This is a genomic window from Pseudomonas sp. GW456-L13, assembly GCF_017350115.1.
In the GTDB taxonomy this organism is placed as follows: Bacteria; Pseudomonadota; Gammaproteobacteria; order Pseudomonadales; family Pseudomonadaceae; genus Aquipseudomonas; species Aquipseudomonas jessenii.
In genome coordinates this window covers 2657019-2679642 of sequence record NZ_JACNAS010000001.1, presented here as the reverse complement: position 1 = coordinate 2679642, position 22624 = coordinate 2657019, and the positions used below count along the sequence as shown (strand labels likewise).

At 60.2% G+C, this 22624-nt stretch carries 21 protein-coding genes; 13 read left to right on the top strand and 8 right to left on the bottom strand.

Features of this window, described 5'->3' with window-relative positions:
• The first annotated feature begins 64 nt into the window (after positions 1-64).
• On the top strand, positions 65-2551 hold the full coding sequence (locus tag J4D25_RS12130) for a circularly permuted type 2 ATP-grasp protein (protein WP_057712232.1): 2487 nt from the start codon (positions 65-67) through the stop codon (positions 2549-2551).
• Positions 2551-3441, top strand: coding sequence for a transglutaminase family protein (locus J4D25_RS12125; protein ID WP_057712231.1), 891 nt, complete (start codon positions 2551-2553; stop codon positions 3439-3441). Before J4D25_RS12130 ends, J4D25_RS12125 begins: the two co-directional genes overlap by 1 nt.
• A gap of 224 nt (positions 3442-3665) precedes the next feature.
• Here the strand turns inward: J4D25_RS12125 and J4D25_RS12120 are convergent, their stop codons facing one another.
• Together J4D25_RS12120 and J4D25_RS12115 are read right to left on the bottom strand one after the other, a co-directional pair.
• Complete coding sequence (locus tag J4D25_RS12120) at positions 3666-3845, bottom strand: hypothetical protein (protein WP_057712230.1); 180 nt, start codon at positions 3843-3845, stop codon at positions 3666-3668.
• Between the two features lie 68 nt (positions 3846-3913).
• The gene (locus J4D25_RS12115; RefSeq protein WP_057712229.1) at positions 3914-4501 is read right to left on the bottom strand and encodes a TIGR00730 family Rossman fold protein; all 588 of its coding nucleotides are present in this window, start codon (positions 4499-4501) and stop codon (positions 3914-3916) included.
• Positions 4502-4845: 344 nt separating this feature from the next.
• Between J4D25_RS12115 and azu the strand changes: the two genes are divergently transcribed.
• On the top strand, positions 4846-5292 hold the full coding sequence (gene azu, locus J4D25_RS12110; protein ID WP_057712228.1) for an azurin: 447 nt from the start codon (positions 4846-4848) through the stop codon (positions 5290-5292).
• 174 nt (positions 5293-5466) lie between these two features.
• Here azu and nadE read toward each other — a convergent pair whose 3' ends face one another.
• The 3 genes from nadE to J4D25_RS12095 all read right to left on the bottom strand — a co-directional run bounded on the left by nadE (position 5467) and on the right by J4D25_RS12095 (position 8643).
• The gene (gene nadE, locus J4D25_RS12105; RefSeq protein ID WP_057712227.1) at positions 5467-6294 is read right to left on the bottom strand and encodes an ammonia-dependent NAD(+) synthetase; all 828 of its coding nucleotides are present in this window, start codon (positions 6292-6294) and stop codon (positions 5467-5469) included.
• A gap of 4 nt (positions 6295-6298) precedes the next feature.
• Positions 6299-7525 (bottom strand): nicotinate phosphoribosyltransferase, encoded by a 1227-nt coding sequence (gene pncB, locus J4D25_RS12100; RefSeq protein WP_057712226.1) that lies wholly within the window; start codon positions 7523-7525, stop codon positions 6299-6301.
• A gap of 206 nt (positions 7526-7731) precedes the next feature.
• On the bottom strand, positions 7732-8643 hold the full coding sequence (locus J4D25_RS12095) for a LysR family transcriptional regulator (RefSeq protein ID WP_057712225.1): 912 nt from the start codon (positions 8641-8643) through the stop codon (positions 7732-7734).
• A 174-nt stretch (positions 8644-8817) separates the two neighbouring features.
• Between J4D25_RS12095 and J4D25_RS12090 the strand changes: the two genes are divergently transcribed.
• From J4D25_RS12090 to J4D25_RS12045, 10 genes are all read left to right on the top strand, one after another.
• Positions 8818-10308 carry an aldehyde dehydrogenase family protein gene (locus tag J4D25_RS12090; RefSeq protein ID WP_057712224.1) on the top strand — a complete coding sequence of 497 codons (1491 nt, stop codon included), beginning with the start codon at positions 8818-8820 and terminating at the stop codon, positions 10306-10308.
• Between the two features lie 154 nt (positions 10309-10462).
• Entirely contained in the window at positions 10463-11746 is a 1284-nt protein-coding gene (locus J4D25_RS12085; RefSeq protein WP_057712223.1) for an FAD-binding oxidoreductase, read from the top strand.
• Positions 11747-12108: 362 nt separating this feature from the next.
• Complete coding sequence (locus tag J4D25_RS12080) at positions 12109-13242, top strand: ABC transporter substrate-binding protein (protein WP_008048115.1); 1134 nt, start codon at positions 12109-12111, stop codon at positions 13240-13242.
• 240 nt (positions 13243-13482) lie between these two features.
• Positions 13483-14397 carry a branched-chain amino acid ABC transporter permease gene (locus J4D25_RS12075; RefSeq protein WP_007979705.1) on the top strand — a complete coding sequence of 305 codons (915 nt, stop codon included), beginning with the start codon at positions 13483-13485 and terminating at the stop codon, positions 14395-14397.
• 3 nt (positions 14398-14400) lie between these two features.
• Positions 14401-15684, top strand: a complete 1284-nt coding sequence (livM, locus tag J4D25_RS12070; RefSeq protein ID WP_057712222.1) for a high-affinity branched-chain amino acid ABC transporter permease LivM — start codon at positions 14401-14403, stop codon at positions 15682-15684.
• The gene (locus J4D25_RS12065) at positions 15681-16553 is read left to right on the top strand and encodes an ABC transporter ATP-binding protein (protein ID WP_057712221.1); all 873 of its coding nucleotides are present in this window, start codon (positions 15681-15683) and stop codon (positions 16551-16553) included. Before livM ends, J4D25_RS12065 begins: the two co-directional genes overlap by 4 nt.
• Positions 16550-17266 carry an ABC transporter ATP-binding protein gene (locus tag J4D25_RS12060; RefSeq protein ID WP_057712220.1) on the top strand — a complete coding sequence of 239 codons (717 nt, stop codon included), beginning with the start codon at positions 16550-16552 and terminating at the stop codon, positions 17264-17266. Before J4D25_RS12065 ends, J4D25_RS12060 begins: the two co-directional genes overlap by 4 nt.
• Before the next feature lie 292 nt (positions 17267-17558).
• Complete coding sequence (locus J4D25_RS12055; protein WP_057712219.1) at positions 17559-17807, top strand: hypothetical protein; 249 nt, start codon at positions 17559-17561, stop codon at positions 17805-17807.
• A 297-nt stretch (positions 17808-18104) separates the two neighbouring features.
• Entirely contained in the window at positions 18105-18866 is a 762-nt protein-coding gene (locus tag J4D25_RS12050; RefSeq protein WP_056725413.1) for an SDR family oxidoreductase, read from the top strand.
• A gap of 218 nt (positions 18867-19084) precedes the next feature.
• Complete coding sequence (locus J4D25_RS12045) at positions 19085-19990, top strand: cation diffusion facilitator family transporter (RefSeq protein ID WP_057712218.1); 906 nt, start codon at positions 19085-19087, stop codon at positions 19988-19990.
• 99 nt (positions 19991-20089) lie between these two features.
• Here the strand turns inward: J4D25_RS12045 and J4D25_RS12040 are convergent, their stop codons facing one another.
• The 3 genes from J4D25_RS12040 to ureG form a co-directional block, all read right to left on the bottom strand.
• Entirely contained in the window at positions 20090-21223 is a 1134-nt protein-coding gene (locus J4D25_RS12040) for an AGE family epimerase/isomerase (protein ID WP_057712217.1), read from the bottom strand.
• A gap of 173 nt (positions 21224-21396) precedes the next feature.
• Entirely contained in the window at positions 21397-21969 is a 573-nt protein-coding gene (locus tag J4D25_RS12035; protein ID WP_057712216.1) for a HupE/UreJ family protein, read from the bottom strand.
• 29 nt (positions 21970-21998) lie between these two features.
• Complete coding sequence (ureG, locus tag J4D25_RS12030; protein ID WP_057712215.1) at positions 21999-22613, bottom strand: urease accessory protein UreG; 615 nt, start codon at positions 22611-22613, stop codon at positions 21999-22001.
• Positions 22614-22624 lie beyond the last annotated feature (11 nt).

Genomic DNA, 22624 nt, shown 5'->3' with positions numbered 1-22624 from the left:
CGTATATCCGGGCGTCACGAGCCTGCGTTAGTCTGACCGTTCATTGCTGTCTGCCGAGCTTTCCATGCCTGACCTGCTAGACCGCTACCCGCTGACGGCGGGCACCTATCACGAACTGCTCGACGACAGTGGCGCCGTGCGCCCGCACTGGCGCCGGCTGTTCGAACAGTTGCAACGCAGCACGCCGGCACAACTGGTGCAGCGTCAGGCCCTGCTGACCCGGCAGATTCAGGAAAACGGCGTTACCTATAACGTCTATGCCGACCCCAAGGGCGCGGACCGGCCGTGGGAGCTGGACCTGCTGCCCCATGTCATCGCGGCTGACGAGTGGCAACAGTTGTCGGCCGGCATCGCTCAGAGGGCGCGGTTGCTCAATGCCGTGCTGGCTGACCTTTACGGTCCGCAACGGCTGATTGCCGAAGGTCTGCTTCCCGCCGAGCTGGTGTTCGGTCACAACAACTTCCTTTGGCCCTGTCAGGGCATCAGCCCGCCTGACGGAGCCTTTCTGCATCTGTATGCCGTGGATCTGGCGCGCACACCCGATGGCCGCTGGTGGGTGACGGCGGATCGTACCCAGGCGCCTTCAGGAGCCGGGTATGCGCTGGAAAACCGCACGATTGTGTCCCGGGCCTTTCCCGAGCTGTACCGTGATCTGAAAGTGCAGCACCTGGCCGGGTTCTTCCGCACCTTGCAGGAAACCCTGGTCCGTCAGGCCCCGAGTGACGGAGACGCACCGTTGGTGGTGCTGCTGACACCGGGGCGTTTCAACGAAAGCTATTTTGAACATCTGTATCTGGCTCGTCAGCTCGGTTATCCGCTGGTGGAGGGCGGCGACCTGACGGTACGCGATGCCACGGTCTACCTGAAGACCCTGAGTGGCCTGCGTCGGGTCCACGCGATCATGCGCCGGCTCGACGATGACTTCTGCGATCCGCTGGAACTGCGAACCGACTCCGCCCTCGGCGTTCCTGGCCTGCTTGAGGCTGTGCGGCAGGGGCGGGTGCTGGTGGCCAACGCCCTCGGCAGCGGTGTGCTGGAGTCGCCGGGTTTGTTGGGTTTTCTGCCGAAGATCAATCAATTCCTGTTTGGCGAAGAACTGATCCTGCCGTCCATCGCCACTTGGTGGTGCGGTGAAGCGCCGGTTCTGGCCCAGGCCCTGGAGAAACTTCCAGAGTTGCTGATCAAGCCGGCGTTTCCGTCCCAGAGCTTTGCACCGGTATTTGGCCGTGATTTGAGTGAAAAACAGCGCAAGGAGCTCGCAGAGCGCATGCAGGCGCGTCCTTATGCCTATGTGGCGCAAGAGCTTGCGCAATTGTCCCAGGCGCCGATCTGGCAAGCCGAAGACGGTCAACTGCAACCCCGTGCCATCGGCATGCGCGTGTATGCAGTGGCCAGCCGCGAGGGATATCGGGTACTGCCCGGTGGCTTGACCCGGGTCGCCGCCCAAGCCGATGCCGAAGTGGTGTCGATGCAGCGCGGCGGCGCCAGTAAAGACACCTGGGTGCTGGGCGATCGTGCGCCTAGCGGCGAACAATGGAAGGCCCAACGCAACATCGGTGTGCATGACCTGGTGCGGCGCGATCCGTACCTGCCATCGCGGGTGGTGGAAAACCTGTTCTGGTTCGGTCGTTATTGCGAGCGTTGCGACGACAGCGCCCGTTTGCTGCGCATCATGCTGGCGCGCTATGTCGACGGCGACGACCCGCAAGCCCTGCAGGCAGCGGTGGACCTCGGCGAACGACTGATGTTGCTGCCCGAGGAGGGCGAGTTGCCGGAACGCCTGTTGGCGGCGCTGCTCGGCGATGACTGGCCGTTCAGTCTGCGTTCCAACCTGCAACGCTTGCAGTGGGCTGCTTCGCAGGTGCGCGGCAAGCTCTCGCGGGAAAACTGGCAGGCGCTGGTGGAGTTGCAGCGCGAAGCCATGGAGCTGGAAACCGAAGAGCCGGATTTCGGTGAGTTGCTGGATTTTCTCAATCGTCTGGTGATGTCCCTGGCGGCGCTGTCCGGCTTTGCCCTGGACGACATGACCCGAGATGAAGGCTGGCGTTTCCTGATGATTGGTCGGCGAATCGAACGCCTGCAATTTCTCAGCGGCAGCCTGGCGGCGTTCCTGCGGGGCGCCGGGGCTTTCGATCAGGCCGGGCTGGAGTGGTTGCTGGAACTGGGCAACAGCAGCATCACTTACCGTTCTCGATACCTGGCGGTGGCGCAGCTGATTCCGGTGCTCGACCTGCTATTGCTCGACGAGCAGAACCCTCACGCCGTGTTGTTCCAATTGAAACTGGTGACCCGCACACTCAAACGCCTCAACGATGACTTTGGCGTACCGCGTGAAGCAGCGCTGCCGCAATTGGTCGAGCGTCTGGCCCGATTCGATCTGGGTTGCCTGGAAAACCCGCTGTTCGGCGACGCGAGTGTTCGCGCTGCCATCGAGGGGCTGGCCGCGCTGCTGCAAGAGATCGCCGACGCCAGCGGGCAAGTTTCCGATCGCTTGGCGCTGCGGCATTTCGCCCATGTCGACGATGTCAGCCAGCGCACGGTGTCCGTCTGATGAGCGCCCACTACCAGATTTTCCACGACACCCATTATCACTACGACAGTCCGGTGTCCCTGGCTCAGCAACTGGCGCATTTGTGGCCGCGGCCTTGCGTGTGGCAGCGCTGCACGGCTCAGCAGTTGCAGATCAGCCCTGACCCCACTTCGCGCCGCGATGAGCTGGATGTGTTCGGCAATCCGCTGACCCGGCTGGCGTTTGAACGTCCTCATGATGAGCTGCTGGTCAATGCCAGCCTCACGATCGAGGTACTTCCCCGGCCCGTGCTGGACTTCAATCTTTCACCCCCATGGGAAGACACCCGTAGCGCGCTGACTTACAGCAGTCAGCCGCTGTCGCCCGAATTGCTTGAAGCCTGCCGTTACCGCTTCGAATCACCTTACGTGCATCTAAAGCGCAACTTCGTCGAATTTTCCGAGAGCTGCTTTCCGACGGGGCGGCCGCTGTTGCTCGGCGTTCAGGCGTTGATGGAGAAAATCTTCAGCGAATTTACCTTCGATGCCGAAGCGACTCAGGTGGCGACGCCGCTGGTAGAAGTGTTGGAGCGTCGGCGCGGGGTCTGCCAGGATTTTGCCCACCTGATGCTCGCCTGTGTACGCTCCCGTGGATTGGCCGCGCGCTACATCAGCGGCTACCTGCTGACCCAGCCGCCACCTGGCCAGCCACGGCTGATTGGCGCCGATGCATCCCACGCCTGGGTCTCGGTGTTTTGCCCGGTGCTGGGTTGGGTGGATTTCGATCCGACCAACAATGTGCAACCGGCACTGGAGCACATCACCCTGGCCTGGGGCCGGGATTTTTCCGATGTGTCGCCGTTGCGGGGGGTGATTCTTGGGGGAGGGAACCACGACCCGGAAGTTCGGGTGACGGTGATGCCACTGGAGTAACAGGGATCAAAATGTGGGAGCGGGCTTGCTCGCGAAAGCAATTTCATATTCAACAAGGATGTTGCCTGACACTGCGCTTTCGCGAGCAAGCCCGCTCCCACAGGGGATGTGCAGTGGTTTCTGGATAGGGGTGTTTCAGACTGGCCTGTGAGGGTCGGCAGCAAAGCTGCCAACCCTGGACACAGATCCGGTGGGCCTGATCAGATCAACCGGCCCGGAGGTTCTCAGGCGTCGGGCGCCGAGTCTTTCGGTGCATCAACATCGTCTTCTGCCGCCACTTCACCCTCAGGGTTCAGTGTCGCTTCTTCAGCTGTAGCTTTCTTGCGCTGAAGCTTTTCCTCTTTCTTCTGCTCCTTGGCCAAGTCTCTCTGACGTTTGGCGAAGGAATAATTAGGTTTGGCCATGGGCGATCCTCTGGGGTCGAAGGTGAGGTTGAGCGGCGCATATTCTGCCCTGTATCGGTGCCGAGCCGTTAGCTGGGTTTTTGCTCGGCCCATTTTGGCGCTATGGACGGTTGCCAGGCATCCAGAGCATCGAGCAGGGTTTGCGGCGATTCGCTCACTTGCAGCATGTCACGGTGCTGCTCGCGAACGAAGCCTTCGCCGACGATGTGATCAAGAAAAGACGTCAATTTGCTGTAGAAACCATTCACTTCCAGCAAACCCAGCGGTTTGCCGTGGTAGCCGAGTTGGCCCCAGGTCCAGACTTCGAACAGCTCTTCGAGGGTGCCAAGGCCGCCGGGTAGTGCGATAAAGGCATCGCTGAGCTCGGCCATCCGCGCCTTGCGCGCGTGCATGCCATCGACGACTTCCAGGCGAGTCAGGCCGCTGTGGCCGATTTCCTTGTCCTTGAGGCTTTGCGGGATGATGCCGATCACTTCACCGCCGGCCGCCAGGGCCGCATCGGCGACGATGCCCATCAAGCCCACGGCGCCACCACCATACACCAGGGTCAGCTTGCGCTCGGCCAACGCCCGGCCGAGGGCCACGGCTGCTTCGCGGTAAGCCGGGTTGGTGCCGGTGCTGGCACCACAAAATACACAAACGGATGTTAAAGACATGCCTTGCTCCTTGGTCGATCAGGGCCACAGAGTAAAGGCAGGCGCGCGGCACTCCAAGGGCTAGACTTGGTGTTCCGGGGTTTCGTACGTGCCGCTGGCGCCGCAGGCGTAGGCGGCCAGCAAACTGCACAACAAGCTGTTGATCGACATGACAGACATTCCATTTGAAGGGGGACGGCCTGATGATAGGCCCGGGCCAGACACTTGGCCGGTAGATATTTCGCATCGGTGCCATAGCGCGAAAGTTGTATACAATTTTTGATTCAAGTCATATGAACTTGCGAAGTTTTCAGGCAGTCTTCTGTTTATTCGCGATTTCCTTAACCCTGCCTTGGAGATTCACCATGTTTGCCAAACTTGTTGCGGTATCCCTGTTGACACTGGCCAGCAGCCAATTGATGGCTGCAGAGTGCAAAGTCACCGTCGACTCCACCGACCAGATGTCTTTCGACACGAAGGCTATTGAAATCGACAAGAGCTGCAAGACGTTTACCGTGGAACTCAAGCATTCCGGCAGCTTGCCGAAGAACGTCATGGGCCATAACTGGGTGCTGAGTAAAGAAGCCGACATGCAGCCGATCGCCACCGACGGCCTGAGCGCCGGCATCGACAAGAACTACCTGAAGGAAGGCGACGCCCGCGTGATCGCCCACACCAAGATCATCGGCGCCAAGGAAACCGACTCGGTGACCTTCGACGTGTCGAAGCTCGACGCCAATGAAAAATACGGTTTCTTCTGCTCGTTCCCGGGCCACATCTCGATGATGAAAGGCACCGTGACCCTGAAGTAAGACTGACCACCGCGTTATCGTTCATCGCGGGCAAGCCACGCTCCCACAGGGCCACCACCGTACCTGTGGGAGCGGGCTTGCTCGCGAAGGGGCCAGAAGCATCAACGCATGTTTTGGCCAAAGAAAAGCCCGCTGGGGATCACTCCTCAGCGGGCTTTTTCATTCACTCACGCCTCAAGGCGCAAACGGCATCACCCGCTTGTGATGGGTCTTGTTGTAGGTGTCGCAAATGATCCTGAACGCTTCCTCGCGCACCGGGTTGCCGTGCAGGAACGCATCGATCTCGGCATAGGTCACGCCGTGGGACGCTTCGTCCGGTTTGCCGGGCGACAGGTCCTCCAGATCGGCGGTCGGGACTTTCTCCACCAGCGACTCCGGCGCGCCGAAGCTGCGGGCGATGGCGCGGACCTGATTTTTCACCAGGCCACTCAGTGGCGCCAGGTCGCAGGCGCCGTCACCGAACTTGGTGAAGAAACCCATCACCGCTTCCGCCGCGTGATCGGTGCCGATCACCAGGCCATGGGCCGCGCCGGCGATGGTGTACTGGGCGACCATGCGCATGCGCGCCTTGGTGTTGCCGAGCACGAAGTCCACCGACACCGCATGTTTGCCTTCGAAGGCCGCCACTTCATTGGCCAGTGATTTGACCGCCGGACCGATGTTCACGGTGTGGCGCTCGTCCGGCTTGATGAAATCCACTGAAGCCTGGGCGTCGTGTTCATCGAACTGGGTTTCGTAGGGCAGGCGCACGGCGATGAATTTGTAGGCGGCATCACCGCTGCGCTGGCGCAGTTCACGGACGGCCCGTTGGGCCAGCAGGCCGGCGGTGAGGGAGTCGACACCACCACTGATGCCCAGTACCAGGGTCTTGAGCCCGGAATTGACCAGGCAGTCCTGAATGAAGGTCACCCGCCGGGCGACTTCGGCCTCAAGGGCGGCTTCGTCGGCGAATGGCGGCTGGACCTTGAGCTGTTCAGCAATCTCACGCTGTACGGCTTGCATGAATTCACTCCTTGCTTGATGTACTTGAAAGGGCGGCAGGAACCTGGAAAACGTGTCGCAAGTAAGCGACGAAATTCGGGTCTTTACAGTGCGTCTTGCCTGGCTCGTCGGAGATCTTCGCCACCGGCTGGCCGTTGCAGGCGGTCATTTTAAGCACGATGCTCATCGGTTCGACACCCGGAATATCACACGTCAGGTTGGTGCCGATGCCGAAGCTGACATTGATCCGACCGCGCAGCGCCCGGAATATCTCCAGAGCCTTGGGCAGGGTCAGGCTGTCGGAGAAAGTCAGCGTCTTGCTCATCGGGTCGATGCCGAGCCTGTGATAGTGGGCGATGGCTTTTTCCGCCCAAACCACCGGATCGCCTGAGTCGTGGCGCAAACCGTCGAAAAGCTTGGCGAAAAACAGATCGAAATCGCCGAGGAAGGCATCAATGGTGATGCAGTCGGTCAGGGCAATCCCCAGCAGGCCACGGTATTCACGGACCCAGCAATCGAGTGCGGCGATCTGGCTGTCGATCAGCCGCGGGCCAAGTTGCTGGTGCGCCATGATCCATTCGTGGGCCATGGTGCCCAGGGGTTTCATGTCCAGCTCCCGGGACAGGTGAACGTTGCTGGTGCCGACGAAGCGTCCGGGGAAATCGTGCTTGAGCACATTCACCACTTCTTCCTGCACGCGGTAGGAAAAGCGACGACGGGTGCCGAAATCGGCCACCTGCAATTCGGACAATTCGTCGCTGCTGGCGTTGGCGCTCAGCCAGTCGAACTTGCGGTAGAGCTGCTCGCGGGCCTGTTCCAGCACGACTTCGCGGTAGCGATAGCGGTTGCGCACCTCGCTGACCAGCGCCAGCAGCGGCACTTCGAACAGGATCACATGCAGCCAGGGGCCCCGCAGGCGGATAAACAGTTCACCGTTTTCGAGGCCGGTGTGGATGTAACGCAGGTTGAAGCGAAACAACCCGAGAAAGCGCAGGAAGTCCGGCTTCAGGAAGCTGATGCGTTCCAGAAAGCTCAACTGGTCGGCGCTCAGGCTCAGTTCGGCCAGGCGCTCGATCTGGAATCGGATTTCCGCCAGGTACGGGCGCAAGTCCTCGCTGTTACGGCAACGAAACTCCCATTCGACTTCGACGTTCGGGTAGTTGTGCAGCACCGCCTGCATCATCGTCAGCTTGTAGAAGTCGGTGTCGAGCAGGTTCTGCACGATGCGATCGGCAAACACACTCTCGCTCATAACGGGAATCTCCGGCGTTGCAGCGGTATTGATCAGTGGCGCTAGTGGCGCATATCACTGGGCAGGATTGCCAGCAGTTTTTTGACCGCTGCAATTCCCCAGTGGGAGCCAGCTTGCTCGCGATAGCAACCGGTCAGGCGATATAAATGTTGAATGTGATGACGCCATCGCGAGCAAGCTCGCTCCCACAGGGATTGTGCAAGGGTTTAATGTTGCATCACATCCGGGCTATCGATCTGCTCCAGCATCCACTTCACAAAGTCCCGCACCTTGGGGACTTCCGCCGAGTGCTCCGGGTACGCCAGGTAGTAGGCGTCGGTGCTGGGCATTGCATGCTGCCAGGGAATGACCAGCTTGCCGTCGGCCAGTTCCTCTTCCACCAGAAAACGGGGTAACAGCGCCACGCCGCAGCCGACCTGGGCGGCGCGGATGCACATGTAAAAGGTTTCGAAGCGCGGTCCGTGGTAGCTGTGCTCGGTGTGGTAGCCCTGATGGTCGAACCAGTCATGCCAGGCCTGGGGGCGGGAAGCGTTTTGCAGCAGGACCAGGTCAGTCAGTTGTGTCGGATCGGTAAACGGTGCGTCCGGCAGGCTGCCCGGGGCGCACACCGGCACCAACTCTTCGCCGAACAGCTTCAGGCATTCGGTGCCGGGCCGTGAGCCCTGGCCGAAGTAGAACGCCAGGTCGCTGCGACCTTGCAGCAGGTCGTCGGCTTCCTGCTCGCTGCACAGGTCCAGATGGATCGACGGATGCCGCAGGCGCCAGCCTTTCAGGCGCGGCACCAGCCAGCGTGCACCGAAAGTGGGGGGCGTCGAAACCCGCAGGACTTCTGTTTCGCCACCGTAGGAGCGCAGGTAATGGGTCGACATCTCGACCTGCGTGAGGATTTTTCGCACCTCAACCAGGTACAGATCGCCAGCCGGCGTCATCTGCAGGCGGCGGCGCACCCGGCGAAACAGCAGGTGCTGCAACAGCTCTTCGAGTTGCGCGACCTGTTTGCTCACGGCGCTTTGGGTCAGGTTCAACTCTTCGGCGGCCCGGGTGAAGCTCAAATGCCGGGTGACGGCCTCGAAGCACTGCAATGCAGCGATCGATGGCAAGTAGCGTTTATTCAGCATGGGCGGTCCTTGGTTCTTGTTTCTTATTGCCAGCAATGCACAGCATGAATAAACGGAATGATATCTCTCTTAAAGGTCGTTTGTTGAGTAACCTCCGGGCAGCTAAAACTACAGGTCTGATCAGCCGTGATTTTCCGGCTGCACGTGTTCTGTCTTTTGCTTGAGGAGTGACCCATGGTTGCCGCATTGCTTGATCGTCTAGGTGTGAACCCGGCCCTGTACCAGAACGGCAAAGTGCCGGTGCATTCGCCGATCGATGGCAGCAGGATCGCCGCCGTCAACTGGGAAGGCGCAGCTGAAGTCGAGCAACACATCAGTCGCGCAGATCATGCGTTCGAACTGTGGCGCAAGGTTCCGGCACCGCGCCGTGGCGAGCTGGTGCGGCAACTGGGTGACATCCTGCGTGAATACAAGGCCGACCTCGGCGAGCTGGTGTCCTGGGAGGCCGGCAAGATCACCCAGGAAGGCCTGGGTGAAGTTCAGGAAATGATCGACATCTGCGACTTCGCCGTCGGCCTGTCCCGTCAGTTGTACGGCCTGACCATCGCCTCCGAGCGTCCTGGCCACCACATGCGCGAAACCTGGCACCCGCTGGGCGTGGTCGGGGTGATCAGTGCGTTCAACTTCCCGGTGGCGGTCTGGGCCTGGAACGCCACGCTGGCGCTGGTCTGCGGCAACCCGGTGATCTGGAAGCCGTCGGAAAAGACGCCACTGACCGCACTGGCTTGCCAGGCGCTGTTCGATCGCGTGCTGAAAAACTTCAGCGATGCGCCACCGCACCTGAGCCAGGTGATTATTGGCGGTCGCGATGCCGGCGAAGCTCTGGTCGATGATCCGCGTGTCGCGCTGGTCAGCGCCACCGGCAGCACCCGCATGGGCCGTGAAGTAGCACCGAAAATCGCCGCGCGTTTTGCCCGCAGCATCCTCGAACTGGGTGGCAACAACGCGATGATCCTCGGCCCAAGCGCCGATCTGGACATGGCCGTTCGCGCGATTCTGTTTAGCGCCGTCGGCACCGCCGGTCAGCGCTGCACCACGTTGCGTCGCCTGATTGCCCATGAATCGGTGAAAGAAGAAATCGTCACTCGCCTGAAAGCCGCTTACTCCAAAGTGCGTATCGGCAACCCACTGGAAGGCAATCTGATTGGTCCGCTGATCGACAAGCACAGCTTCGAAAACATGCAGGACGCTCTGGAGCAGGCCTTGAGTGAGGGCGGCCGGGTGTTTGGCGGTGAGCGTCAGCTGCAAGACAAGTTCCCGAATGCCTACTACGTGTCGCCGGCTATCGTCGAAATGCCGGAGCAAAGCGATGTGGTCTGCCACGAAACCTTCGCTCCAATCCTGTACGTGGTTGGCTACAGCGATTTCCAGGAAGCCCTGCGCCTGAACAACGCCGTGCCACAAGGCCTGTCCTCGTGCATCTTTACCACCGACGTGCGTGAAGCCGAGCAGTTCATGTCGGCGGTGGGCAGCGACTGCGGCATTGCCAACGTCAACATCGGCCCGAGCGGCGCGGAAATCGGCGGCGCGTTTGGTGGCGAGAAAGAAACCGGCGGCGGTCGTGAGTCCGGTTCCGATGCATGGCGCGGCTACATGCGCCGCCAGACCAACACCGTGAACTATTCGCTGGAGTTGCCGTTGGCGCAGGGCATCACGTTCGATTGACAGGTGCCTTCCTGTAGGAGCGAGCTTGCTCGCGATGGACGTCAACGATAACGCGTGTTTGCTGCATAACCGTGTTGCCCTGACGTTTTTCGCGAGCAAGCCCGCTCCCACATTTGAAGTATGTGTTTGTTAGGTTTCTGCTTGGAGTCTGGCAATGCCGTTACGCGAAGAGTGTCTGTGGGAAAAACTGACGCCGCAAAGGCCGGACAATTCGGCCCTCAAGGGTGAGGTCACGGTGGATGTCTGCGTCATCGGTGCCGGGTTTACCGGTTTGTCGGCGGCGGTGCATCTGCTGGAGCAAGGCAAGACTGTTTGCGTGCTGGAGGCCCATCGCGCCGGTCATGGTGGTTCCGGGCGCAACGTCGGGCTGGTCAATGCCGGGATGTGGATTCCCCCGGACGAGATCGAAGCCGGGTTTGGCGAGGCGGTTGGCAGCCAGCTCAACCGCATGCTGGGGGCGGCGCCTTCCCTGGTGTTCAGCCTTGTGGACAAGTACAACATCGATTGCCAGTTGCGCCGCGAAGGTACGCTGCACATGGCGCATAACGCCCGTGGCGAGGCCGACTTGCGCAGTCGTGAAGAACAATGGAAACGTCGCGGTGCGCCCGTAGAGCTGCTCACCGGTCAGGCCTGCGAGCAAGCCACCGGCACGAAAAAGATCGCCGCGGCATTGCTCGATCGCCGCGCTGGCACACTCAACCCGATGGCCTACACCACGGGGCTGGCCAAAGCGGCCATCGGCCTGGGCGGTCAATTGTTCGATCATTCCCCGGTCACCCGTCTCGAACGCCAGGGTCAGCGCTGGTCAGTACAGACTGCCCAGGGCTCGGTCATGGCCGAGAAAGTGGTGATTGCCTCCAATGCCTACACCGAAGGCGACTGGACGGAGCTGCGGCGCAATTTCTTCCCCGGTTATTACTATCAGGTGGCCTCGGTGCCGCTGACCGAAGAAGCCGCCCGACAAATTCTGCCCGGTGGCCAGGGTTCCTGGGACACCCGCCAAGTGCTCAGCAGTATCCGTCGAGACAAAGACGGTCGCCTGCTGCTTGGCAGTCTCGGTAATGGCAATCAGAAACCGGCCTGGTTCCTCAAGGCCTGGGCCGACCGCGTGCAGCAACACTATTTTCCGTACCTCAAACCGGTGGAATGGGAGTGCACCTGGACCGGTTGCATCGCCTTCACCCCCGATCATTTGATGCGCCTGTTCGAGCCGGCGCCCGGTTTGGTGGCAGTCACCGGTTACAACGGCCGGGGCGTGACCACGGGCACGGTGGTCGGCAAGGCCTTTGCCGATTACCTGTGTAACGGAAATCCTCAAGCGCTACCGATTCCCTTTGCACCCATGCAGCCATTGGCCGGGGTGGGGTTGCGCAGCTGTCTGTATGAGGCGGGATTCTCGCTGTATCACGCGGGCCAGTGCCTGCGGATCGTGATCTGAATGTTGATTTTTGCAGTGGGAGGCGGCGCTTTTTCGATCTGCGGCTAGCCTGTAGTGGTGCGGGTTGTAGCAGTTCCGCACCAGCAGTGTGCACTTCGGTGACGCACGTTGTTACAGGCTGGTTGCACGTTGTTTAAAGCCGCGGTTGCAATGATGGCGCAGTCGGGTTGCGCCTCAAATAAAAAATGGTTTTACCTTCCGCGGTTTAGACGGTTGCACGCCCAATGAAAATGGGACCGAAACAGTCGAAATAACAAGAAAGCAGCGACTTTTTTCAGAATAAAAAACCGATGGCACGGCCCTTGCTCTGAGCATTCAGTGAAGTCGCAGTGCCAATTAAAAAAACCATGGAGCACCACCTCATGTCCCAGACGTTTTACAAGAAAGGCTTTCTGGCCCTCGCAGTGGCAACTGCGCTGGGTGTTTCTGCGTTTGCTCAGGCTGACATCAAGATCGGCGTAGCGGGACCAATGACGGGCGCCAACGCGGCATTTGGCGAACAGTACATGAAGGGTGCACAGGCCGCGGCCGATGCGGTCAACGCGGCTGGCGGGGTTAACGGGGAAAAAATCGTACTGGTCAAGGGCGATGACGCCTGCGAACCGAAACAGGCTGTGACGGTCGCCAAGGACCTGACCAACCAGAAAGTCGCCGGCGTAGTCGGTCACTTCTGCTCCTCCTCGACCATTCCGGCCTCCGAGATCTACGACGAAGCGGGCATCATCGCCATCACCCCGGGTTCCACCAACCCGGCCGTTACCGAACGCGGCCTGAGCGCCATGTTCCGTATGTGCGGGCGTGACGACCAGCAAGGCATCGTGGCCGGCGACTACATCGTCGACGTGCTCAAGGGCAAGAAAGTTGTCGTGCTGCACGACAAGGACACCTACGGCCAGGGCCTGGCGGATGCTACCAAGGCTCAACTGGTCAAGCGCGGCGTAACTCCTGTGCTGTATGAAGGCCTGACCCGTGGCGAGAAAGACTTCAGCACCATCGTGACCAAGATCCGCGGTGCCGGCGCTGACGTCGTCTACTTCGGTGGTCTGCACCCGGAAGCCGGTCCTCTGGTGCGTCAACTGCGTGAACAAGGCCTCAAGGACGTCAAGTTCATGTCCGACGACGGCATCGTGACCGACGAACTGGTGACCACCGCTGGCGGCCCGCAATTCGTTGACGGCGTGCTGATGACCTTCGGCGCCGACCCACGCCTGCTGCCAGACAGCAAGACCGTGGTAGACGCCTTCCGCAAGGCCGGTACCGAGCCTGAAGGCTACACCCTGTACGCCTACGCTTCGGTCCAGACCCTGGCAGCAGCCTTCAACGGCGCCAAGTCCAACAAGGGCGAAGAAGCGGCTGCATGGCTGAAGAAAAACCCGGTCAAGACCGTCATGGGCGAGAAGACCTGGGACAGCAAGGGCGACCTGAAAATCTCCGACTACGTGGTTTACCAGTGGGACAAGGATGGCAAATACCACCAGCTGGAAAAACAGAAGTAAGGGCTGACTCAATTGGGTGAACCCCACGGTTCCCCTGTGGGAGCGAGCTTGCTCGCGATGACGGACTGGCAGGCAACTCATTCGTTGAATGTCAAACCGCAATCGCGAGCAAGCTCGCTCCTACAGGGGGCCGTGGTGGCCTGCCTGATCGTGGCTGACATTGCTCCGACGTATATCTGTATTTTCCTTAGAGGAACCGCACAGCCACATGTGCAGGTTCTCATTGCGTGAGATTGCGTTATGGATGGTATTTTCCTGCAGCAACTGGTCAACGGCCTGACCCTCGGGTCGGTCTATGGCCTGATCGCCATCGGCTACACAATGGTCTATGGCATCATCGGCATGATCAACTTCGCCCACGGCGAGGTTTACATGATTTCCGCTTACCTCGCGGCAATCAGTCTGGCTCTGCTGGCTTACTTCGGTATCGAATCTTTCCCGCTGCTGATGCTTGGCACACTGATCTTCACCATCGTCGTCACGGCGGTGTATGGCTGGGTCATCGAGCGTGTCGCCTACAAACCCCTGCGTAACTCCACTCGACTCGCCCCGCTGATCAGTGCGATCGGTATCTCTCTGATCCTGCAAAACTACGCACAGATCTCCCAGGGCGCGAAGCAACAAGGCGTTCCGACTTTGCTCTCGGGTGCCTGGCGCGTTGATATCGGTACCGGTTTCGTTCAGTTGACCTACACCAAGGTCTTCATTCTGGTCGCAGCGTTCGTCGGGATGGGCCTGCTGACCTACGTCATCAAGTACACCAAGCTCGGCCGCATGTGCCGTGCAACCCAGCAAGACCGCAAGATGGCTTCGATCCTGGGGATCAACACCGATCGGGTGATTTCCTATGTGTTCATCATCGGTGCAGCGATGGCGGCCTTGGCCGGCGTGCTGATCACCATGAACTACGGCACATTCGACTTCTATGCCGGCTTCATCATCGGGATCAAGGCGTTCACTGCCGCGGTGCTCGGCGGGATTGGTTCACTGCCTGGCGCGATGCTCGGCGGGATCATTCTCGGGATTTCCGAGTCGCTGTTTTCCGGTCTGGTGAACTCGGACTACAAAGACGTTTTCAGCTTCTCGCTGCTCGTTCTCGTTCTGGTCTTTCGGCCTCAAGGCCTGCTCGGCCGTCCTCTTGTGTCGAAGGTGTAAGCGATGTCTTCAACCACTAAAAAAACCATTGATCTCAAAAGAAGCCTGGTTGACGCGATTCTTGCCGGCCTGGTGGCCCTGATTGTGTTCGGCCCGATTGTCGGCGTAGTCCTCGATGGCTATGGCTTCAATATGGAAACGAGCCGGGTGGCCTGGATTGTCGCCATCGTCATGGCCGGTCGCTTTGCCCTTAGCCTGTTCCTGCAAACCCCCAAGGGCCTGAGAATCCTCGAGGGTTTTGAAACCACCGGGTCCGGGGTCCATGTACTGCCGCCTGATTACAAATCCCGGCTGCGCTGGATCATCCCACTGATGATTGTTATCGCGGTGGTGTTCCCGTTTTTCTCCAACTCGTACCTGTTGGGCGTGGTCATCCTCGGGCTGATCTACGTGCTGCTGGGGCTGGGGCTGAACATCGTGGTCGGCCTGGCCGGTCTGCTCGACCTTGGTTACGTGGCGTTCTACGCCATCGGTGCCTACGGCCTGGCGCTCGGTTATCAATATCTTGGGCTGGGCTTCTGGACGGTGTTGCCGTTGGCGGCGATTACCGCCGGACTGGCCGGTTGCATCCTCGGTTTCCCGGTGCTGCGCCTGCACGGTGATTACCTGGCGATCGTGACCCTGGGCTTCGGTGAAATCATTCGGTTGATCCTCAATAACTGGCTGACCCTGACCGGCGGCCCGAATGGCATGGCAGCGCCGTTGCCCACTTTCTTCGGCATCGAGTTCGGAAAAAGGGCGAAAGAGGGCGGGGTGCCGTTCCATGAGTTCTTCGGCATCGCCTACAACCCTGACGTGAAGTACTACTTCATCTACGCCGTGTTGTTCCTGGTGGTCCTGGCCGTGCTGCACATCAAGCATCGCCTGACCCGCATGCCGGTCGGCCGTGCCTGGGAAGCGCTGCGTGAGGACGAAATCGCCTGTCGCTCCATGGGTCTGAACCACGTGCTGGTCAAGCTCTCGGCGTTCACCATCGGCGCCTCGACGGCCGGTCTGGCCGGGGTGTTCTTCGCCACCTATCAGGGCTTCGTCAACCCGACCTCGTTCACCTTCTTCGAATCGGCACTGATCCTCGCCATCGTGGTACTGGGTGGCATGGGTTCGACCATAGGCGTCGTAATTGCAGCCTTCGTGCTGACCGTCGCCCCGGAGCTGCTGCGTGGCTTCGCCGAGTACCGCGTGCTGCTGTTCGGCATCCTGATGGTGTTGATGATGATCTGGCGACCGCGCGGCCTGATTCGGATCAGCCGTACCGGTGTGACCCCGCGTAAAGGAGTAGCGCCATGAGCGAAGTCGTACTCAGTGTAGAAAAACTGATGATGCACTTCGGCGGCATCAAGGCGTTGAATGATGTCAGCCTGAAGGTCAAGCGCAACTCGATCTTCGCCCTGATCGGCCCCAACGGCGCCGGCAAGACCACCGTGTTCAACTGCCTGACCGGGTTCTACAAGGCCTCCGGCGGCAAGATCGAACTCAACGTGCGTGGGCAACAGACCAATGTCATCCAGTTGCTCGGCGAATCGTTCAAGCCGACCGACTTCGTTTCGCCAAAAAGCTTCATCACCCGGATGCGCTACAAGATGTTCGGCGGCACCCACCTGGTGAACCGCGCCGGCCTGGCACGGACCTTCCAGAACATTCGCCTGTTCAAGGAAATGTCGGTGCTGGAAAACCTGCTGGTGGCCCAGCACATGTGGGTCAACCGCAACATGCTGGCCGGCATTCTCAATACCAAGGGCTACCGCAAGGCCGAAAGCGATGCGCTGGACCACGCGTTCTACTGGCTGGAAGTGGTGGATCTGGTGGACTGCGCCAACCGCCTGGCCGGTGAGCTGTCCTACGGTCAGCAACGCCGCCTGGAAATCGCCCGGGCCATGTGCACCCGTCCGCAGATCATCTGCCTCGACGAACCGGCCGCCGGCCTCAACCCTCAGGAAACCGAAGCGCTGAGCGCGATGATCCGGCTGCTGCGCGACGAGCACGATCTGACCGTGGTGCTGATCGAACACGACATGGGCATGGTTATGAGTATCTCCGACCACATTGTGGTGCTGGACCACGGCATCGTCATCGCCGAGGGTGGCCCCGACGACATTCGCAACGACCCGAAAGTGATCGCCGCTTATCTGGGCGCGGAAGAAGAGGAGGTGGTATGAGTAAACCCATCCTCGAGCTCAAGGAACTGGACGTGTTTTACGGGCCGATCCAGGCCCTTAAAGGTGTCTCGCTGCACATCAACGAAGGGGAAACCGTCAGCTTGATCGGCTCCAACGGTGCCGGCAAGTCGACCCTGCTGATGTCGATCTTCGGCCAGCCAAGGGCGGCGGACGGGCAGATCCTCTATCAGGGCGTGGACATTACCCACAAGTCGTCCCACTACATCGCCTCCAACGGCATTGCGCAATCGCCGGAAGGGCGGCGGGTGTTCCCCGACATGACAGTCGAAGAAAACCTGTTGATGGGCACTATCCCTATTGGCGACAAGTACGCCAAGGAGGACATGCAGCGCATGTTCGAGCTGTTCCCCAGGCTCGAAGAGCGGCGTACCCAGCGGGCGATGACCATGTCCGGCGGCGAGCAGCAGATGCTCGCCATCGCCCGGGCCCTGATGAGCCGGCCCAAGTTGTTGCTGCTCGATGAGCCAAGCCTGGGCCTGGCGCCGATCGTGGTGAAGCAGATCTTCGCCACCCTGCGGGAACTGGCCAAGACCGGCATGACCATCTTCCTGGTGGAGCAAAACGCCAACCACGCCCTGCGGTTGTCTGACCGGGCTTACGTGATGGTCAACGGCGAAATCCGCATGACCGGCACTGGCAAAGAGTTGTTGGTCAACGAGGATGTGCGTAGCGCCTATCTCGGCGGGCACTGAGTCTGCTTTGTTATGCACAAGCCCCGGCGCGCAATCGCCGGGGTTTTTTTACATCTTCTAAACACCACTGAACCCTGTGGGAACGAGCTTGCTCGCGATAGCGGTGTGTCAGTCTCCACGATGCAAGCTGTGCCGCCGTCTTCGCGAGCAAGCTCGCTCCCACAGGTTTTGGCATGCCTCTGGGAAATTGTGGAAAACAATATTCTCATGCTCGCAAAGCGCGACATAAAGACGCTGCAAATAGTTGTTTTGCCACGGTTTTGACTTGTCCCCGTTTGCTGTGGAACCGGCTGTGAATAACGTGGGAGTAGCTGGCTGCAGGCCTTTTAAACCGTGGCTTGCAGAGGTGTGGTTGTTTTTTGATCAGGTGTTTTTGCGCAGCTTGCAGGCGTCTTTGTCAACCTTTTTGTTCGGGATGAAAATGCATGGAATCGGCGTGGACAAGCCTGTGGATAAGTCTGTGACTAAACTCTGGAAAGACTCGGCTGAAGGCCGTGGTTACTGGCTTGGCGCCATCGCCGGTTTGACCCGTCAGTCATGAAAATGGCCAAGGGCTACACAGCAGGCGGTTGAGGGTCAAGCAAAAAAGTTTCAAAACCCCGCGCAAAGCCTTGTGGATAGCGGCTTGCAGCTTTTCCACTTGCCCCCAAAGACTGTGGACCGGCCTGTGGATAACGTGCGCGCACATGGCTGTAGGCCACGCTGGTCAAGGGGTTGCCGGGATTGAGCGTTTTTTGAACAGATTGAACGGTGGTTGCCGCTGTGAACAAGGCCGGGCATGCTGCCTGCTGATTTTCTATTCCAATGGCTGGCGATCAGCCGAAGCAAGGAGAACACGATGTCCAACACCCTGTTTATTACCGGCGCGACCTCCGGTTTTGGTGAAGCCTGTGCCCGTCGTTTTGCCGAGGCCGGCTGGAAACTGGTGCTGACTGGCCGTCGTGAAGAGCGCCTCAATGCGTTGTGCGCCGAGCTGTCGAAGCAGACCGAAGTCCATGGCCTGGTGCTCGATGTGCGTGATCGCAAGGCCATGGAGGAGGCGATTGCCAATCTGCCGCCATCCTTTGCAAAGCTGCGCGGGTTGATCAACAACGCCGGGCTGGCCCTGGGGGTTGATCCGGCGCCCAAGTGCGACCTGGACGACTGGGACACCATGGTCGATACCAACGTCAAAGGCCTGATGTACAGCACCCGTCTGCTGTTGCCTCGCCTGATTGCCCACGGTCGTGGTGCCGGTATCGTCAACCTGGGGTCCATCGCCGGCAACTACCCGTACCCGGGCAGCCACGTGTATGGCGCGACCAAGGCGTTCGTCAAACAGTTCTCCGTGAACCTGCGCTGCGACCTGCAAGGCACGGGCGTGCGGGTCAGCAACATTGAGCCGGGCCTGTGCGAGAGCGAGTTCTCGCTGGTGCGTTTTGCCGGTGACCAGGAGCGCTACAACGCCACGTACGCTGGCGCCGAGCCGATTCAGCCGCAAGACATCGCCGAGACAATCTTCTGGGTGCTCAATGCCCCGGCGCACATCAACATCAACAGCCTGGAGCTGATGCCGGTGAGCCAGACCTGGGCTGGTTTTGCAATCGAGCGTAAGTCTTAATTGTGGCGAGGGGGCTTGCCCCCGTTGGGCTGCGGAGCAGCCCCGAAACCATAGCGCTCAATTTTCAGATGTACTTCATCCACCGGTTTACGACTGCTCCGCAGCCGAACGGGGGCAAGCCCCCTCGCCACAAGAGCGGTCAAAACCGGACATCAGCTAGACTCCTCCCTCAAGCAATCCGCCGCACCCGGCGGTCTAGAGGTATCTGAGGAGATCAAGTGAGTAATCGAGGCGAGCAGGCGCTGCTCAAACAATCGACCTTCCTGATGCTCGCCGTGACATTCGCCGGGATCATCACCGGTTTTGTTTCGGGCGCCCAATCCATCCTGTTCGATGGCTTCTTTTCGTTGATCGCGGCCTTCATCAAGGTCCTGATGCTGATCACCGCCCGGCTGATCGCCAAGGAAAGCAACCATCGCTTTCAGTTCGGTTCCTGGCACCTGGAGCCCATGGTGCTGGTGATCGAAGGCAGTTTCATATTCCTGGTGGCCGTTTATGCCTTTCTCAACGGTGTGTTCGGCATCATCAGTGGTGGTCGCGAAGTCGAACTCGGTCTGGTGATTTTCTACGCGGCCTTCTTCACTGTCGTTGAGCTCATTTATTTCTTCTACGTCCGCCAACGCAATCGCACGCTCAACTCATCGCTGATCCAGTTCGACAACATCAGTTGGCTGGTGGACGCGATGCTGTCGGCGGGACTGCTGGTGAGTTTCCTGATCGCACTGCTGCTCAAGACTCAGGGGTACGACAAGTGGGCGGTGTATGTCGACCCGATGATCCTGATTCTGCTGGCCTTGGGCATGCTCCCCCCGGCGTTCAAAATCCTCGGGCCGGCCTTGCGCGATGTGCTGGGGATCGTCCCGGATCAACTGGACGACAAGGTGCGTCAGGTGATGGAAGTGGCGAAGGCCGAGCATGGTTTCGACGATTACATTTCCTACGTGCAGAAACACGGCAGAGCCTGTTTTATCGAGATTCACATCGTATTGCCGAAGGATTACTGGCTGGACGGTGTGGGGCAACTGGACAGTTTGCGCGAGGAAATTTCCACGAAGCTTGGCGAGGCGGATGCTGCGCGATGGCTGACCATCAGCTTTACCGGGGACCGCAAGTGGATTGAGTGACAAGGCGACCTCTTCGAGGTCATTCGCGAGCAAGCCCGCTCCCACAGGGATTGTATGCAACCTGTGGGAGCGGGCTTGCTCGCGAAAGCGGCCGAACAGTCAGCCGAGATATTCCGCCAACCCGCGATAACAGGTCGCCAGGTGATAGGGCGTGGTTGACGGCATGTCGCGGCGGCTGACTTCTCCGTGCTCGTCACGGCATTCGTACCAGCCGCCGGCATGCAGCGAGCGCTGCTGCAATGCCTGCAATTGACGCAGTACAGCCGCTTCGCTGTCCGGGCGCAGCGTTAATGCGCGTAGGTACTCGGCCTGGGCCCAGATGCGTTGCGTGGCGTCCCGGGTGCCGCCATCGGCTGCGAAATCGAGCATCGCCCGCACGGCGCCAGTCTGCTGATCAACGCCCACTTGCTCGGTAAAGGCGAAGGCCCGCTCCAGATCGGCATGCAGCGTCGAATTGCGCAACAGCGCCGAGGATTCCAACAGGAAATACCACTCGAACTGATGCCCCGGTTCAAACCAGTTATCCACAGACCCCAGCGGTTTTTCCATCAACACGCCGTGCTGTGGATCGATGAAGCGCGCGTGCATGGCTGTGCATAACCCGACGAGCGCCTGTTGCACGTCGAGGTCTTCACGCACCGACAGGGTGGCGAGGAAAGCTTCGGCCAGGTGCATGAGCGGGTTTTGCAAAGGGCCGCTGTCCAGCGATGCCCAGTCGCGGACGAGCGTGGCTTCGTACAGACCGTCGTCCGTGGCGAAACGCTGCGCGACCACTTCCAGCGAGGCGTTGAGCACCGACTCCACCAGCGGCTCGCGAACCTTGTCCCAGTAATGGGCGCAGGCGAACAGGATGAAGGCGTGGGTGTAGAGATCCTTGCGCTGATCCAGCGGCGCACCTTGTGCATCGACACTGTAGAACCAGCCGCCGTGCTCGGCATCGTGGAAGTGCCGCTGCAAGGAGCGGAACAACGCGGCGGCACGCTCTTCGGCGCCCGGTACCTGACCGATCAGGCTGGCAAACAGATACAACTGCCGCGCACAGGCCATGGCCCGGTAGCGTTGCGGTGGCAGCGGTTGGTGTTTGGCATCCAGCGCCTCATAAGGCAACGCCATATCGGCGTTCCAGCCCGGACCTTGCCAGAGCGGCACGATGACGTTCAGGAAATGCTGTTGCACCGAGGCGAACAGGGCGGTCAGTTCAGGCTGAGAGGCAGAGCGGGAAACAGGCGGCATTGGCTGGCGTCGTCACGGCAGGGGCGATTGCGCGACATGTTAACAGGCCTGAGAGGGGTGGTGTCTGTCAGGCCGCCATCGCGAGCAGGCTCGCTCCCACAATGGAACTATATCCACAGGAACAATGTGGGAGCGAGCCTGCTCGCGATGGGGCCACCACAGGCAACAAAAAATCAACCCGCCATCAACCACCCCCCAGTCGCCGCCGAAGCCGCGCCCGCCAGTCGCACCAGGGGCGCTGCGGCCTGCGGCAACACCCGCACCAGCGCATAACCCGCCGCGTGCAATACCGCCGTCGCCGCAACAAAGCCTGCGGCGTAGGTCCAGGGGCTCGACATTTCCGGCAGTTCCAGCCCGTGCGCGACACCATGAAACAGCGCAAACAACGCAGTCGCACCCACCGCCATCACCAACGGTGGACGCACTGCCAGGGCAACCGCCAGCCCCAAAGCCAACACGGAAGCGGCAATCCCGCTCTCCAGTGCCGGCAGGTTCAATCCTTCAAAACCCAACAGCCCGCCAATCAACATAGTGCCGACAAAGGCACATGGCAGCGCCCAGCGTGCGGCGCCTTGCTGCTGTGCTGCCCACAGGCCGACCGCGAGCATTGCCAGCAAGTGATCGAGACCGCCAAGTGGGTGGCTGATACCGGCGATCAAGCCGTTGTCGCCGTGTCCCGGATGGGCGAAGGCGAGGGTCGGAGTCAGCAGCAGGGCCAGGGCGCCGAAAATGCGTTTGAGTGTCATGGATAAGCTTCCTTGTTGATAAGTCGTGATCAGGCCGCGGTCAGCAAACCCTGGCGTTCGATGAAGGCAATGATCTCTTCCAGGCCCAGGCCGGTTTTCTGATTGCTGAAGACAAAGGGTTTGCCGTTGCGCATGCGTTGGGTGTCGCTGTTCATCATCTCCAGCGAGGCGCCGACCAGAGGTGCCAGGTCGATCTTGTTGATCACCAGCAGGTCGGATTTGCAGATTCCCGGCCCGCCCTTGCGTGGCAGCTTGTCGCCGGCCGAGACGTCGATCACGTAGATGGTCAGGTCGGACAGTTCCGGGCTGAAGGTCGCGGAGAGGTTGTCGCCACCGGACTCTACGAGAATCAGGTCCAGCCCCGGAAAACGGCGGTTGAGCTGATTCACGGCTTCGAGGTTGATCGAGGCGTCTTCGCGGATGGCCGTGTGCGGGCAGCCACCGGTTTCCACGCCGATGATGCGCTCCGGTGCCAGGGCTTCGTTGCGCACCAGAAAATCTGCGTCTTCGCGGGTGTAGATGTCGTTGGTCACGACGGCCAGGTTGTAACGCTCGCGCAGGGCCAGGCACAGGGCCAGGGTCAGGGCGGTTTTGCCGGAGCCGACCGGACCGCCGATACCGACGCGCAGGGGTTGTGCGTTCATGTGATTCTCCA

What these genes read in the sequence shown, in the direction of transcription:
- J4D25_RS12035 (WP_057712216.1), bottom strand. Translation starts at nt 21,969, where the DNA reads ATGACACTCAAACGCATTTTCGGCGCCCTGGCCCTGCTGCTGACTCCG.
- ureG (WP_057712215.1), bottom strand. Translation starts at nt 22,613, where the DNA reads ATGAACGCACAACCCCTGCGCGTCGGTATCGGCGGTCCGGTCGGCTCC.
- J4D25_RS12095 (WP_057712225.1), bottom strand. Translation starts at nt 8,643, where the DNA reads ATGCTGAATAAACGCTACTTGCCATCGATCGCTGCATTGCAGTGCTTC.
- J4D25_RS12130 (WP_057712232.1), top strand. Translation starts at nt 65, where the DNA reads ATGCCTGACCTGCTAGACCGCTACCCGCTGACGGCGGGCACCTATCAC.
- J4D25_RS12040 (WP_057712217.1), bottom strand. Translation starts at nt 21,223, where the DNA reads ATGCCGCCTGTTTCCCGCTCTGCCTCTCAGCCTGAACTGACCGCCCTG.
- J4D25_RS12065 (WP_057712221.1), top strand. Translation starts at nt 15,681, where the DNA reads ATGAGCGAAGTCGTACTCAGTGTAGAAAAACTGATGATGCACTTCGGC.
- J4D25_RS12125 (WP_057712231.1), top strand. Translation starts at nt 2,551, where the DNA reads ATGAGCGCCCACTACCAGATTTTCCACGACACCCATTATCACTACGAC.
- J4D25_RS12085 (WP_057712223.1), top strand. Translation starts at nt 10,463, where the DNA reads ATGCCGTTACGCGAAGAGTGTCTGTGGGAAAAACTGACGCCGCAAAGG.
- J4D25_RS12060 (WP_057712220.1), top strand. Translation starts at nt 16,550, where the DNA reads ATGAGTAAACCCATCCTCGAGCTCAAGGAACTGGACGTGTTTTACGGG.
- nadE (WP_057712227.1), bottom strand. Translation starts at nt 6,294, where the DNA reads ATGCAAGCCGTACAGCGTGAGATTGCTGAACAGCTCAAGGTCCAGCCG.
- livM (WP_057712222.1), top strand. Translation starts at nt 14,401, where the DNA reads ATGTCTTCAACCACTAAAAAAACCATTGATCTCAAAAGAAGCCTGGTT.
- J4D25_RS12080 (WP_008048115.1), top strand. Translation starts at nt 12,109, where the DNA reads ATGTCCCAGACGTTTTACAAGAAAGGCTTTCTGGCCCTCGCAGTGGCA.
- J4D25_RS12050 (WP_056725413.1), top strand. Translation starts at nt 18,105, where the DNA reads ATGTCCAACACCCTGTTTATTACCGGCGCGACCTCCGGTTTTGGTGAA.
- J4D25_RS12075 (WP_007979705.1), top strand. Translation starts at nt 13,483, where the DNA reads ATGGATGGTATTTTCCTGCAGCAACTGGTCAACGGCCTGACCCTCGGG.
- J4D25_RS12120 (WP_057712230.1), bottom strand. Translation starts at nt 3,845, where the DNA reads ATGGCCAAACCTAATTATTCCTTCGCCAAACGTCAGAGAGACTTGGCC.
- azu (WP_057712228.1), top strand. Translation starts at nt 4,846, where the DNA reads ATGTTTGCCAAACTTGTTGCGGTATCCCTGTTGACACTGGCCAGCAGC.
- J4D25_RS12090 (WP_057712224.1), top strand. Translation starts at nt 8,818, where the DNA reads ATGGTTGCCGCATTGCTTGATCGTCTAGGTGTGAACCCGGCCCTGTAC.
- J4D25_RS12115 (WP_057712229.1), bottom strand. Translation starts at nt 4,501, where the DNA reads ATGTCTTTAACATCCGTTTGTGTATTTTGTGGTGCCAGCACCGGCACC.
- pncB (WP_057712226.1), bottom strand. Translation starts at nt 7,525, where the DNA reads ATGAGCGAGAGTGTGTTTGCCGATCGCATCGTGCAGAACCTGCTCGAC.